Source organism: Nocardia vinacea NBRC 16497 (assembly GCF_000308835.1).
Classification (GTDB): Bacteria; Actinomycetota; Actinomycetes; order Mycobacteriales; family Mycobacteriaceae; genus Nocardia; species Nocardia vinacea.
In genome coordinates this window covers 65,298-78,297 of the sequence record NZ_BAGN01000115.1, presented here as the reverse complement: position 1 = coordinate 78,297, position 13,000 = coordinate 65,298, and the positions used below count along the sequence as shown (strand labels likewise).

The following is a 13,000-nucleotide window of genomic DNA, read 5'->3' as shown; positions in this document are numbered from 1 at the left end:
GCGGCCAAACCGGCGACCGACCCGGTTCGATCCCCCGATCGAAACCACCTGTCGGGCTTGCAGGGATCGCGACCGATACCACAGGGGCGACCGCGTGCTCCCTCAGCAGCATCCGCAGTCGGGACTGCCGGGCTGGGCGGCATCAATGCTGATTTGGGTTGTGGGACAGCAAGTGTCGCGGCCGAGGACACCTCGATCACCGACCCCAGTGAGAGCGACCACCGACGGAACAGACGGCATGCCCGACGACTGCGACCTCAGCAGCACTCCGCGTCGGCGGCTGGGTAGCAGGCCGGACCTACCGCGAGAACCAGGCCGAGGAGATCGTCGAGGGGGTGTGGGATGCGGCGATCAACCAGTTCGTAGCGGCTGCGCTGACCCTCAGGGACCGCCACGACCCGCCCGCAGACAGGCCAGATGATTGGACAGGATCTGCCGCGAAACCCCGTTTCGGTCGGCCAACTCCGACGGATAGGTCGGACCGGTGCGCATGCTCGACACGATCTGGGTACGGGTCGGATCCGACAACGCGTGACCGAAGCGGGCCAGCGCGCGCCACAAGAAGTTCGGCCTGACCGGCCATTAACAGGATAGTTATCTTCTAAATGTTCTCGTTCCGGCCGTTCGTCGGGTAGCCAGCGGTATGCTGTTGTGGACGCCTTTCGCGGTACCAGGAGGTGTCCTGTCCGGTTCGGTCGATAGCGCAGCTATCTGCCAGCCGGAGTACGCACTCCGGTCGGGGGTAAATCATGTGCGCTTCACCGAGCAACGAATCGGGTAACAGTAGCCGATTCGGCAGGTGACACATTCACAACCAAATCCAGCGGCTCGACAACGTGGCCGAGCACGCGGACGTCACAAAGCTTGGTCCTGGCCGACATCACCGAATCCAGCGGCCCCACGTCTAACCAGACCACGGGCGTGCATCAGCCCAACAGGGCGGCCACGGAGATGTCGATAACAATTTCTTGATTCAGCATTTAGTTGAAGGATGCAAAATGTCTAAAAAAATATTCAAGACCGCCGCCGCGACTGCTATGGCCTTGCCTTTGCTCGTCCTAGCAGCTCCCGCAGCTTCTGCCGACACGACTCCATCCCCATCTCCGTCGGCCGCCGCTCCAGCCGCCACGCCCGTGTTGTTCGGATCGGCCGTGTGGTGTATCAATCTCGGCAGTGTCATCTGGTGCATCTGAGTTCCTCGGCTCCCTCGAATTGAGCTAGCCGGTCGAGGACACAATTTCACGCTTCCGGTGCGTCGTGCGCGACGCACCGGAAGCCGAGATGGCAGGTAGCGGTGTCCTCGGTCTGCCCCTGTCGGGCAGCGGACCGGTACCGAAGGCAGTAGTCGGCCGCGCACAGATACGATCCGCCCTTGATCACGCGCCGGGCACATACCGCCACCAGCGGCGCCAGTAGTCCGAAGACACCGGTCCCCCAGTGCGGGGAAGAAGTCCTCCGACTTCCCATCGCGAAGCTGCCGCCGGAGATCCGGACCATGCCTCGCCGGATATCGTCGCGGATCGCGGTAGCCACCGAATCCGCCTCAATCGCGCGAAAATGCCGCAGCCGCCGCCATTTCCAGGTCCTGGTAGGGCTTACCGCTCACGTCCTCGATGACCTGGTGCATGGTTCCCCCGGTGAATGGGAACGGTGAACGGTAGCTCGCGGATACGGATTGACCGCTGTCGCGGCCGACGCGGATTCCTTCCCCGACGCCGGAGAAGACGATGGGCTGGGTCCGCATGTCCTCCAGTGAGCCGACCGGGTTCTCATCGATGTACAGGACGGCCTCACCGGTGGGTGTGAAGTTGTCCGGGCGGGTGCCGCGGCGTTCGTACCGGATCCCGAGGATGTGGTCGCCCAGCGGTACCGTCCGATCGGAGATGATGGTCTGCTCTTCCTCGCCGAGGAAGTTGTAGGTGTAACAGAGGTGGCCGTCCTTGACGTACAGGGTGTGTCCACCGAGTCGGCCGCCGTGGGCGAAAAGCACCCCCTCGGCATCGGCACTATCGATCGTCGTCTCCGCGAGCAGCGCGAACGACCGTCCCTGAATCTCCAACGCGGCACCGGGTCCCACCTCCGCGACGTCCGGATAGTAGACGGCACTGTCCCGCTGCGAGCCGTACGTCGGGCGTTGCCGCGTCATCATGGAGATGACGTCGAGATCGTTGAGCGGCAAGCCGTTGTATTTCTCGGCCTCCGAGAACCACAGCGCCTTCAGCTCTTCCAGCTTCTCGGGATGAACCTCGGCCAAGTCGTGCATCTGGCTGCGGTCCTGCTCGATATGGAACAGTTCCCAGCGGTCCTGGTCGAAATGCCCCCAACCGGACGGGCATGCCGCGTGAATGGTGTCGGCGAACCACCCGCGATGCCAGATCCCACGCGTGCCGAGCATCGAATAGAACTGCGTGTGCTTGCCGACGTCCGCGTTCGCGTCATCGAACAGCGCACGGAAACTGATCCCTTCCAAGGGACGCTGCTGCACGTTCTTGACCATGTCCGGAGGTGTGATGCCGAGCAGGTCGTAGACGGTCGGGGTGATATCGCAGACGTTGAGGTACTGATGGCGCACCTCGCCGCGGGCGGGTACCCCGGCGGGCCACGACATGAGGCACGGGTCGGCGATGCCGCCTTCGTGCGAGGCATATCGTTTGTACAGCTTGTACGGGGTGTTGAACGCCATCGCCCACCCGATGCTGTAGTGGCTGTAGGTGGTCGGCGAACCCAGCTCGTCGAGCTTGGTCAGACTGTCCTCGATCGTATCGATGTAGCCGTTGAAGAACTTCATTTCGTTGGCGGTGCCGTTCGGACCGCCCTCGCCGCTGGCACCGTTGTCGGAGAAGGCGACGATGATGGTGTTGTCCAGTTGGCCGCTTTCTTCGAGATAGTCCAGCAGGCGGCCGATCTGGGCGTCGGTGTAGGAGAGGAATCCGGCGAACACCTCCGCCTGCCGCCGGAACAGCCGCTTCTCGTCCTCCGACAGTGAATCCCACGCTCGCACCGTGTCCAGCATCGGCCACGGCTTGCCGTCGGCACTGGTCACATTCGCATACGGGTTCATCGGCGACAGCTCGGTGTTCTCCGGCACCAGACCCATGCGCTTCTGGTTCTCCAGCACGATCTCGCGATACTTCTCATAGCCCATGTCGAACCGGCCGCGGTACTTGTCGGCCCATTCCCGCGGCACGTGGTGCGGCGCATGCCCGCATCCCGGGCACAGGTAGGTGAACCACGGCTTGTCGGGGGCGACCACTTTCGAGTCGCGGATGAACTCGATCGCCTTGTCGGCCAGATCCTTCGACAGGTGATATCCGTCTTCCGGTGCGTACGGCTGCGGGATCGGGTGATTGTCGTACACCAGATTCGGATACCACTGGTCGGCCTCGCCACCGAGGAAACCGTAGAACCGCTCGAACCCACGCCCCAGCGGCCAATGCCGCTTGGAGGCCGCCAGATTCTCCTCTTCCAGTGGTGTCATATGCCATTTGCCGACCGCGTACGTGTTCCACCCGCGTTCGGCGAGGACCTCCGAGCACAGCGCGGTTTCGGCCGGTATGCGACCACACATACTCGGGAACCCATCGGTGAACTCCTCGATGGTCGCCATGCCGACCGAGGTCGCATTCCGGCCGGTCATCAAGGACGCACGAGTGGGTGAACACAGGGCGGTGGTGTGGAACTGTGTGAACTGCACACCGCGGTCGGCGATTCGCTTCATGTTCGGCATCTCGACCAGACCGCCGTAGCAGTCCCAGGTACCGATCCCGATGTCGTCCCACACCAGATACAGCACATTCGGCGCGCCCCGCGGCGCCTTCGGTTCCGCGTAAGGCCCCCAATCGGGGACCGAATCACGGATATCCAGCGCGACCTCCCCCTCGAACTTCCTGGCCATCATCCACCTCCGGTGCGAGAGCTGTTCGTTTGCCATTCGTCCTGTTGTCCGGGCTCCGGACCTCATGCCGAGTACACACGCGAACACCGACCGTGCGGCTGTCGTGTTGGGATGGATATCCCCAGCTCCGGCGATACCGCGGAGACGGGCTCGGATATTCGATTCGACGTGTGGTGGTCGTGCTCTCCCGGACATGATGTCGGGAAGTTCGCTGATAAACGCCTTCGGTACAGAGAGTACGGTGACCCACCGCGATGTGTCACGAGTTCGGCGGCAGGGGCGACCGAGTTCGGAACAGGTTGAGTTCGTACGTGGTCACCGGCGGCGTCCAGCCGATGATTGCGAGCGCCGACCTCGGATTCGGACTGCTGAAGATCTGAGGTTCAGTCGACGCCGAGGGCGACTTCGGTTGATTTGATGAGGACGGTGACTCGCGAGCCGTCGCTGAGCTCGAGGTCGTCGGCGGCGTCGCGGGTGATGGAGGACGTGATTTCGTCGCCGCCGGCCAGCCGGACGCGGACGACGGCCATCGCTTCGCCGCGGGTGACCGAGACGACTGTTCCATCGAGTTGGTTTCGTGTGGATAGTCGCATGTCAGTGATCCTACGCAGTGCGGGCACCGATTCATCGGATGTTCGTCCACGTCGCTCGGGGTTGCGTTTGCCCGCGCATATGCCACTGCCGACGCCGAGGTGGCATCTGAAGGTGCTCTCCCCGTCTTCCTGCTCTCGGTGGCGGCGGTGGTTCGAACGGAAGAGACTCTGAGGTGGGCGGTGGATGAGTAGGTCGATGAGTACTTCGGCGGATTCGGATGCGGCGGTGCGGAAATAGTGTCGATGGCATCGGTTCTCGAAATGTCGGAAGGACATCGACGATGACAAATCCCGGATTCTCGTCTTGGCAGGCGAGTCAGAATGCGAATCGGAACGTGGCCCGTCATATGGATTGGGCGCGCCAGTCCACGGCGGATGCGCATCGACTGTCGCGCCGCTACTCAGCCTCGCGTGGTTGGCGTATCGCGAATGTGATTGCGGCGCTGGTGGTTATCGGGGTGCTCATTGTCGCCGCACCGTTCGTACTGGCGATTCTCAACACCGTCGGGTTCTAGCCTCAGGTGGTGCCCGCGCTCATGCCGCCGGAGATGGTGATCGCTTCGCCGTTGAAGTGGCGCCCGGATTCGCCGACCAAAAGCAGGATGGCGTGGGAAACCTCTTGCGGCACAATCAGATCACCGTTCGGCGGACCGGCGGCGAACATCGCCTCCACATCCTCGAGTGTGGGATTCTCGATATCGGGCACCATCGCCGAATACATTGCTGGATTCATGATCATATCGGTGCGCACACCGGCCGGCAGTACCGCGTTGACAGTGATGCCGTGCGGAATTACTTCGTGGGCAAGCGATTTGACCAAACCGATGACACCCCATTTCGCCGCAGCGTAGTGGCCGGAGTTCGCCGCTCCCATGCGGCCGACGATGGACGAGGTGGCAACGATTCTGCCCCACCGGCGCTCGATCATATGCGGTAAGACCGCGCGGAAGCTGTGGAAGACGCCGGTGAGATTGACGTCGATCATGTCCTGCCACATCTGCTCGTCCATCTCGGCGACGGCCGCGCCGGAGGCGATGCCAGCGTTGGCGAGCAGGATATCGATCCGACCGAACTCGGCGACGGCTCGTTCGGCCAGCCCGTCCATCGCCGTGTGGCTGCGCACATCGGCCTGCACCGCGACACAACGCCGCCCGGTCTCCTCGACGAGTTTGACGGTCTGGGCGAGATCGTCTTCGGAACTCAGCGGATACGGCACGCTACCGATCGGTTCGCTGATATCGCACAGCACGATATCGGCGCCTTCGGCCGCCAAAGTCACCGCATGCGAACGCCCTTGACCGCGAGCACCGCCGGTGATCACCGCGACCCTGCCCTCCAACTGCCCCACGAGCGTCCCCTTTCGACTGGTTAGCCCATGCTGTCACGATCCGTAGCACCCGTGCATTCGAAATAGGAGTGCAACAGCCACGGTCCACACCGCGAGGGTCAGCTCGCGGACCAGCCCGACCAGCGGGTGACGTCGATAGCGAGCACTGGACCGGGTGGCGGCTCGGTGCGGTACACGGGATAGCGCGCGGTCAGCAGGTCCAGGGCCTGCTGGGTTTCAGGGGCGTCGGTGATTCGTGCGGTGCCGTCGGCCCTGGCCCACCACAGGTGCGTCCAGTCGTCGCTGTAGCAGTCGGCGAGTACGGCTACAGCGGGGTTCGCGGCGATATTCGCCAAGCGGCGTAAGGCGGTTGTCGTCTTCGGCTTCGCATCGACGGCGCTGTAGATGGTGTCGTCGATGACCGCGAATACGATCGGCACGATGTGTGGACGCAGGTCGGTGGAGACGGTGGCGAGTCGGGCTACCGGTTCTGCCACGAACCGTTCTCGCGCCGCTTTCGCACTCAGTCGCACCGAACCTCCGCATAACGTATTCAGGGCCGTAGCCCTATTCTCACCTGGACTCAGCGATTAGATGCGGACGAACAGCGGCCGGGCGGGGTCCACGGGTATCGGAATGGCAGGGCCGATTCCGAACAGGATGAAGACCGCGGGCTCCGGGCTGTCGTGCAAAGTGCCGTCGTAGTGTGGCGTACCCGCTGTGCGCGTGGCGAATTCGCCCGGGTACATGGGCAGAGTGGTGGTGAGGTCGATGGTGGGGCCCGCGCCGACGGTCCAGACGCCCGAGAGCATGACCGCGTGGCGATCGAAGGTGTAGGCATGCGGTGCGCTCATCCAACCGGGGTGCCAGCGGGCATAGCTCGCGTAGAAGCCGGGAGCTCGATAGGAACCGAGCACGTCGGCGGTTTCGAAGCTCTGCGGTGGTGCGCCGGGAGCGGGCTGCCAGTTCAGGTCGGCCATGCCGTGAATCGTGGTGCCCGGACCCGGGGACCGGTCGTGGACGGTCGGGAATTCGACGGTCGGCGGCTCGGCCGCGTTACCGTCCGATCCCTTCCAGACCACGGGGAGCATCAGCCCCAGTGCGGGCAGCGCCAGCGCGATTCTGCGGCGCATTTCGCGCGTCGTTTCGTCGTCGGCCTCGGCGAGGTATCGGTTGTCTTCCACGCGCATGACCTCCTGGACGCCATCGCAGCAGGGCAAACCGAATGCTTGACGCATCATACGGTGGTGTGCCGATCATTTGCTGGATATCCGGCAAGATCAACTCGGCCGCCCCGCTCATCGCACGGCCACGATTGGTCGGCAGGCTGTCCGACCGTACGATGCGAACTGATCCCGTCATTCGAGTTACGAAGGGGACGTCATCGATGCCGACCGACCAGCTCGTCCAGAAATTCCGGACCGTCGATACGACGGCGATCTGCGATGCCGATAAGTCGATCCGAGTGCTGGACAGCGCGATTCGCCTGCGCTCGGCCGAGCCGCGGATTCTCGGGCCCGCCTTCACCGTGCGCTGTCGCGGTGACTTCCTCGCCGTGCTGCGCGCCGTCGAGACCGCCGCGCCTGGCGACGTCATCGTCGTCGATGGCGGTGGTGCCGAAATCGCGCTCGCCGGAGAACTATTCGCGCGCGGCGCGCTGGTTCGCCGTCTCGGCGGCATCATCGTCGATGGCGGGTATCGCGATATCGCCTATGTCCGAGGTTGTGCGCTGCCGGTGTACAGCCGCTTCGTCACGCCCATGGCGGGTACCACCGCACACCTCGGTGAGCTGCAGATCCCGGTGACCTGTGGTGGCGTCGAGGTATCCCCGGGTGACCTGATCCTCGCCGATGAGGAAGGCGTCATCGTCGTCGAACCCGACCGAATCGACTGGCTCCTCGATGCGGCGGCAGCGGTCAAAGACGCGGAGGCCGGACTGGTCGCACTGCTCGACACCGGATCGACACTCAGCGATGGTCTCAACCTCACCGAGCACACCGCAGCCCTGAATCGCGGTGAACCCTCTACGCTGCGGTTTCTGGCCTGACCTCGAAATATCTTGCACTGCGGGTAGATTCAGCCTGGACTGCGGCGCGTAATCCGGTGCCACCAACGGGGTTCGGCAGGCGCGGGCCGAGGACGCGACTCAGGCGGAGCCGCTCGACGTGTGGCCGCACGGTCGGTGCGCCACTGCTTGACGATCTCCTCGGTATTGACCGGTCCGACCGGAACAAACGGCCCGTGCGGCATTCGCAACCACTCGACGATGCGCTCGTTCAGCTCCGATACCGTTTTGCGGACCTCGCGTTCGGAGGTCATATCACGCACCGTTTCCGGAAGTTCCTCGATATCGCGGCGCAATATGAGGGACGGGGGCAGCAGGCCGTCGCCACGCACGCCCTCTCGGCGCAGGTAGTTCTGCAACCACCAGTTCTCGTCGTCGACGGAGTTCGGGATCGGTTTGCCCGTGCCACGGAGGTTCTCGAATTCGCCGCGTTCGGTGGCCTCGCGGACCTGTTTGTCGATCCACGATTCGAAGGTGACACCGAGGGGCTTCCGCTCGGTCATGGCAACAGCTTCGACGGAACGTGCACAACCCCAGTCTACGGACGGTAAAGATATCCCCATGGCCAGCCATGTCCTCGCGATCGATCTCGGCAAGACCGGCTGTCGCGGTTCACTGCGTGTCGGCGGACGCCAGGTGGGCTATGCGGAAGCGCCGGGTGCGCCGGGGCTGGCGCACCGTACGGGTGTCACTGCGGCGGAGCGTGCGATCCACGCGGTGATCGATCAGATCGCCTCGCTACCAACAACGTTCACGCTCTCGGTGGGCGCGGCGGGTGCCGCATCGGCACCGGCCGCGGCCGCAGCACTCGCCCGAAGGCTGGCCGAGGTCCCCGGCGCGGTCGCCGTCGTCGTGACTTCCGACGCCGTCACCGCACACGCCGGAGCGCTAGGAGGGGCGCCCGGAGTCGTGCTGGCAATCGGGACCGGAGCCGTCGCGACCGCCGTCGACGGGGTAGGCCGGTTCACCCGAGTCGACGGCTGGGGGCCGCAACTCGGCGACGAGGGCAGTGGCGGCTGGATCGGCCTCGAAGGTCTGCGCGCCGCACTACGTGCCCATGACGGCCGCGGGCCACGCACCATCCTGACCGAGAGGGTCCGCGAACACTACGGCATCGAATTGGATGTATTGCCGAAATACCTTGGCGAACACGATAATCCGGCCCTTGCCGCCGCTGAATTCGCGCCCGTCGTTGCCGCTGCCGCCGACGATACCGCGGCCGCGATCATGGCGGCCGCCGCACGTGCACTCGCTCGCACGGTCCTCGCTGCGATCGAACGATCCGGAATTCGCCCACCTGTCCCCTATGCGATCACCGGCGGCCTGGTCAAGCTCGGCGCATCGCTCCTGGACCCGCTCGACAACCAGATCGCGCACGCGATCGATCGCCGCGACTCGCTCGGCGACCCGATCGACGGCGCCGCGCTACTCGCTCTCGACCCGACCACCGCGCTCGAAGCGCTGGTCACTCGAATCTCTGACACTTATTGACAGAGGCGTCGTGACATCTGACACTTAGTTGCATTCAGTCCACCGCGTCACCGGGGAGCTGCGTTGAACGCACTCGATCTCGCCGTCATCGTCGTCTATCTCGTTACCGTCGCGTGGATCGGCCTGCGGCTGTCCGGAAAACAGAAGTCCAGCAGCGACTATTTCGTCGGTGAGGGCCGAATGCCGTGGTGGACTGTGTGTTTCTCGGTGGTGGCCACCGAAACCAGTGTGCTCACCGTCATCTCGATTCCGGGCGGAGCGTACACCGATCAGGCCTTCGGAAATGTCGAACTGGCCATCGGGTACATCATCGGACGCACGGTCGTGGCGATCGTGCTGATCCCGCTCTACAAGCGCGGTGGGTTCGTCAGCGCATATCAGTATCTCGACCTGCGCTTCGGTCGCTACCTGCAGGGCGTGGCCGCGGTGACCTTCGTGTTCACCCGGCTGCTCGCCGAGGGCGTGCGACTGTTCGCCTCCGCCATTCCGATCAAATTGCTGCTCAGCGAATTCGGACTCGACTTCGGCTACGACGCGATCATCGTGGCGCTGACGCTGCTCACCGTCGTGTACACGTACCTGGGTGGCATCAAGGCGGTGATCTGGACCGATGCACTACAGATGGGCCTCTACCTCACCGGCGCGCTCATCGCGATCTGCGTGCTCACCGGCCACGTCGGCGCGTCCGGCTGGTCGGATGCGTTGCATGCGGGCAAGTTCGGTGTCTTCGATACCGATTTCGGTCTCGCGCACATTCTCACCAGCACCTTCGCTCTCCCGACCGCGATAATCGGCGGCGCGATCTTCGCGATGGCCTCGCACGGCTCGGATCAGCTGATCGTGCAGCGCATTCTGGCGACGCGGTCGCTGCGCGACAGCCAGAAGGCGATGATAGGTTCGGGCATCTTCGTAGCCATCCAGTTCGCCGCATTCTCCCTGGTCGGTGTGCTGCTGTGGTCCTACAACGGCGGCAAGACGGCCAAGGAACTCGGATTGGCCAGCGCGGACAGCCTGTATCCCAACTTCATACTGCACGGGTTGCCGGTGGTGGTCTCCGGACTGCTGGTCGCCGGAATCCTCGGCGCGGCAATGGGTTCACTGTCCTCGGCGTTGAATTCCATGGCCAATTCGACGGTCGCCGATATCATTCGCAGCTTCTCCCGGCGCACGCTCGCCGATCACACGCTGCTGCGGCTGGCGCGCGTGATGACACTGGTGTGGGCGGCGCTGATGGCGGCGTTCGCGATGGGTTTCAGCGCGACGACTGGCAATGTGTACCTGACCGCGCTCACCATCGCGGGGTACACCTACGGTGCACTGCTCGGCGCGTTCCTGCTCGGGCGACTGGTCGCGCGTGCCAACCAGTTCGACGCGATCGTCGCCTTCATCGCCACGGTGATCGTGATGACGTTCGTGGTGCGGGTGGTCAAGATCGATGTGACCGTCGCGGGGAAAGTGGTCGAAAAGGGTATCGCGGCACAGTGGTTGGTGCCGATCGGCGTGCTCGTCACCTTGATCGTCGGCGGAATTGCCAGCCTGTTCCATCCGGCATCCGCACCGGATGAGCCGGAACCCGTTGCGGCGGTGGCGTAGTGCGCGTCATCGGGTTGATGTCGGGGACCTCGCACGATGCGATCGATACTGTCGGCGCGGATATCACATTGCAGGACACGTCGATTCAGGTGCGACTTGTCGGACAGCTCAGCCGACCGTATTCCGAGGAACTGCGTACGGAGCTCATCGCCGCCTTGCCGCCCGGTGCCGTACCTATGGCCACCGTGTGCCGTCTGGATACCGCGATCGGCCAAGCCTTCGCCGATGCGGCTGATGCGGCACAGCACGAGTTCTTCGGCGGCACAGCTGATCTCGTCGCCTCCCATGGACAGACGGTCTACCACTGGGTGAGCGACGGTGCGGTGAAAGGCACGCTGCAGCTGGGGCAGCCTGCGTGGATCGCCGAGCGCACCGGGTTGCCGGTCGTCAGCGACTTTCGTTCGCGCGATATCGCCGCGGGCGGGCAGGGCGCACCGCTGGTGGGACTGTTCGACCTGTTGTGGCTGGCGGGACGTCCCGAACGCGCGGCCGCGCTGAATATCGGCGGGATCGCGAATGTCACGGTCACCGGCGACAAGCCGGTCGCCTTCGACACCGGCCCCGGCAACGCCCTCATCGATGCGGCTGTCGATCTGTGCACCGGCGGCGCCGAGCATTTCGACCGCGCCGGAGTGCGGGCCGCCTGTGGCGAGATCGACACCGATCTGCTGGAAACCCTTCTCGCGGAACCCTATTACCGCGCACCGGCACCCAAGACCACCGGGAAGGAGCTGTTCAACCGCAGCTATTTGGCGCGCGTGTTGGACGGCCGTTCGGTCTCCCCCGACGATATTGTCGCCACTGTGACCGCGCTGACCGCCCGTACCATCGCCGATGCCCTCGCACCGCTGCGCCCGACCGAGGTCATCGCGTCGGGCGGCGGGACACGCAATCCCACCCTGATGGCAATGCTCGGTGCACATCTCGCTACCACGAAGTTGCGCACCTCCGACGAACTCGGTCTACCGTCGGCGGCGAAGGAGGCAACCGCATTCGCGGTGCTCGGCTTCCTCACCGCGCACGGTCTGGCGGGTAGCCGACCCGCCTGTACCGGAGCGAGTCGCGCCGCGGTGCTCGGTTCGATCACCCCGGGTGCGGCCGGATTCGCGCTGCCCAGTGCGCCGACCGCTATGCCCCGACGACTCACGGTGGCGAGGTGAACCATGCCCGAGGCTGATGACGTACGTACTCGCCTGCTGGCGGCACTGCCACGACTCACCCCGACCGCACTGCGCGTCGCGCAGGTGATCCGGCACGACCCGGCCGCCGCCGCACAGCTCACCGTGAGCCAACTCGCCGACCGATCTGCGACCAGCACCTCCGCGGTCGTCCGGCTGGCGAAAACCCTCGGCTACGAAGGCTATCCGCAGCTGCGACTCGCAATGGCCGCAGTCGGCGGCGATGACGGCTCGCCCGTATTCGCCACCGATATCGACGCCGACGACGCGTTGTCGAAGGTGCTGCACAAACTCACCGCCTTCGAAACCGAGGGCATGATGGCGACCGCCGAACTCGCCGATCCGGCGACCATGGAAGCCGTCGTCGACGCACTGGTGGGCGCGCGACGGGTGCACCTGGTAGGTATCGGCGCGTCCGGACTCGTCGCGATGGATATGGCGCAGAAGCTGACTCGCATCGGAATGTGGTGCGGCGCATGCACATCCGAGGATGATGCACTGGTCCAGGCCAGCCTGCTCCAGGCTGGTGATGTAACCGTCGCGTTCTCGCATTCGGGCGAAACCGCCGCGATCGTCGAGGCTGTGCGCCGGGCCGCCGACGCGGGCGTGACCACGGTCGCCGTGACCGCGGGAGCACGATCCGGACTCGCCAATGCCGCCGCGCACACGGTGCTCGTGGCCGGACGCGAGGACGGATTCCGTTCCGCGGCCATGGCGAGTCGCATGAGTCAGCTCCTCATCGTCGACGCACTGTATGTCGGCGTCCTGCAACGCACGCCGTCGGCAGCCAGGGCGCTGCGGCGCACTTACGAGGCGGTAGCCGATCGTCGAACCAAGGAGGCCGAATGAATCACCCGG

General features: G+C 64.6%; 12 protein-coding genes and 2 pseudogenes. 6 read left to right on the top strand and 8 right to left on the bottom strand.

The genetic code is table 11. The features are described from left to right. Nucleotides 1–257 precede the first annotated feature (257 nt). The 4 genes and pseudogenes from ON44_RS16075 to ON44_RS16060 all read right to left on the bottom strand — a co-directional run bounded on the left by ON44_RS16075 (nucleotide 258) and on the right by ON44_RS16060 (nucleotide 4,488). A pseudogene (locus tag ON44_RS16075) lies at nucleotides 258–561 on the bottom strand (ArsR/SmtB family transcription factor). 678 nt (nucleotides 562–1,239) lie between these two features. Further along, nucleotides 1,240–1,389 (bottom strand): annotated as a pseudogene (locus ON44_RS48320) (SUMF1/EgtB/PvdO family nonheme iron enzyme); the annotation flags it as partial. 154 nt (nucleotides 1,390–1,543) lie between these two features. Continuing rightward, a complete protein-coding gene (locus ON44_RS16065; protein ID WP_040690808.1) occupies nucleotides 1,544–3,895 on the bottom strand; it encodes an arylsulfatase in 2,352 nt (783 codons plus the stop codon). A 383-nt stretch (nucleotides 3,896–4,278) separates the two neighbouring features. After that, nucleotides 4,279–4,488: a TOBE domain-containing protein gene (locus ON44_RS16060; RefSeq protein WP_040690806.1), complete on the bottom strand. Its 210-nt coding sequence runs from the start codon at nucleotides 4,486–4,488 to the stop codon at nucleotides 4,279–4,281. 281 nt (nucleotides 4,489–4,769) lie between these two features. On the opposite strand from ON44_RS16060, the gene ON44_RS50235 reads away from it, so the two are divergent. Beyond that, the gene (locus ON44_RS50235) at nucleotides 4,770–5,003 is read left to right on the top strand and encodes a hypothetical protein (RefSeq protein ID WP_157187174.1); all 234 of its coding nucleotides are present in this window, start codon (nucleotides 4,770–4,772) and stop codon (nucleotides 5,001–5,003) included. Between the two features lie 2 nt (nucleotides 5,004–5,005). On the opposite strand, the gene ON44_RS16055 is transcribed toward ON44_RS50235, so the two are convergent. The 3 genes from ON44_RS16055 to ON44_RS48315 form a co-directional block, all read right to left on the bottom strand. Then, entirely contained in the window at nucleotides 5,006–5,836 is an 831-nt protein-coding gene (locus tag ON44_RS16055; protein WP_040690705.1) for a mycofactocin-coupled SDR family oxidoreductase, read from the bottom strand. 98 nt (nucleotides 5,837–5,934) lie between these two features. Further along, nucleotides 5,935–6,342 carry a TIGR03668 family PPOX class F420-dependent oxidoreductase gene (locus ON44_RS16050; protein ID WP_040690803.1) on the bottom strand — a complete coding sequence of 136 codons (408 nt, stop codon included), beginning with the start codon at nucleotides 6,340–6,342 and terminating at the stop codon, nucleotides 5,935–5,937. A gap of 63 nt (nucleotides 6,343–6,405) precedes the next feature. Next, the gene (locus ON44_RS48315; RefSeq protein WP_157187173.1) at nucleotides 6,406–6,999 is read right to left on the bottom strand and encodes a cupin domain-containing protein; all 594 of its coding nucleotides are present in this window, start codon (nucleotides 6,997–6,999) and stop codon (nucleotides 6,406–6,408) included. A gap of 203 nt (nucleotides 7,000–7,202) precedes the next feature. Here ON44_RS48315 and ON44_RS16040 point away from each other — a divergent pair, with 203 nt between their 5' ends. Beyond that, on the top strand, nucleotides 7,203–7,862 hold the full coding sequence (locus tag ON44_RS16040) for an RraA family protein (RefSeq protein ID WP_040690800.1): 660 nt from the start codon (nucleotides 7,203–7,205) through the stop codon (nucleotides 7,860–7,862). A 29-nt stretch (nucleotides 7,863–7,891) separates the two neighbouring features. On the opposite strand, the gene ON44_RS16035 is transcribed toward ON44_RS16040, so the two are convergent. Next, the gene (locus tag ON44_RS16035) at nucleotides 7,892–8,383 is read right to left on the bottom strand and encodes a DnaJ family domain-containing protein (RefSeq protein WP_040690703.1); all 492 of its coding nucleotides are present in this window, start codon (nucleotides 8,381–8,383) and stop codon (nucleotides 7,892–7,894) included. A 58-nt stretch (nucleotides 8,384–8,441) separates the two neighbouring features. On the opposite strand from ON44_RS16035, the gene ON44_RS16030 reads away from it, so the two are divergent. The 4 genes from ON44_RS16030 (at nucleotide 8,442) to ON44_RS16015 (ending at nucleotide 12,991) form a co-directional block, all read left to right on the top strand. Then, nucleotides 8,442–9,371 (top strand): N-acetylglucosamine kinase, encoded by a 930-nt coding sequence (locus ON44_RS16030; RefSeq protein ID WP_040690702.1) that lies wholly within the window; start codon nucleotides 8,442–8,444, stop codon nucleotides 9,369–9,371. A 63-nt stretch (nucleotides 9,372–9,434) separates the two neighbouring features. After that, on the top strand, nucleotides 9,435–10,964 hold the full coding sequence (locus ON44_RS16025; protein WP_040690700.1) for a sodium:solute symporter: 1,530 nt from the start codon (nucleotides 9,435–9,437) through the stop codon (nucleotides 10,962–10,964). Then, a complete protein-coding gene (locus ON44_RS16020) occupies nucleotides 10,964–12,124 on the top strand; it encodes an anhydro-N-acetylmuramic acid kinase (RefSeq protein ID WP_040690697.1) in 1,161 nt (386 codons plus the stop codon). The genes ON44_RS16025 and ON44_RS16020 overlap by 1 nt, the downstream gene beginning before the upstream one ends. Nucleotides 12,125–12,127: 3 nt before the next feature. Continuing rightward, nucleotides 12,128–12,991 carry a MurR/RpiR family transcriptional regulator gene (locus ON44_RS16015; RefSeq protein WP_040690695.1) on the top strand — a complete coding sequence of 288 codons (864 nt, stop codon included), beginning with the start codon at nucleotides 12,128–12,130 and terminating at the stop codon, nucleotides 12,989–12,991. Nucleotides 12,992–13,000: the final 9 nt, after the last annotated feature.

Excerpts from the sequence above, each read along its gene's own strand:
- ON44_RS50235 (WP_157187174.1), top strand. The coding sequence starts at position 4,770 with ATGACAAATCCCGGATTCTCGTCTTGGCAGGCGAGTCAGAATGCGAAT.
- ON44_RS16030 (WP_040690702.1), top strand. The coding sequence starts at position 8,442 with ATGGCCAGCCATGTCCTCGCGATCGATCTCGGCAAGACCGGCTGTCGC.
- ON44_RS16035 (WP_040690703.1), bottom strand. The coding sequence starts at position 8,383 with ATGACCGAGCGGAAGCCCCTCGGTGTCACCTTCGAATCGTGGATCGAC.
- ON44_RS16040 (WP_040690800.1), top strand. The coding sequence starts at position 7,203 with ATGCCGACCGACCAGCTCGTCCAGAAATTCCGGACCGTCGATACGACG.
- ON44_RS16015 (WP_040690695.1), top strand. The coding sequence starts at position 12,128 with ATGCCCGAGGCTGATGACGTACGTACTCGCCTGCTGGCGGCACTGCCA.
- ON44_RS16065 (WP_040690808.1), bottom strand. The coding sequence starts at position 3,895 with ATGGCCAGGAAGTTCGAGGGGGAGGTCGCGCTGGATATCCGTGATTCG.
- ON44_RS16060 (WP_040690806.1), bottom strand. The coding sequence starts at position 4,488 with ATGCGACTATCCACACGAAACCAACTCGATGGAACAGTCGTCTCGGTC.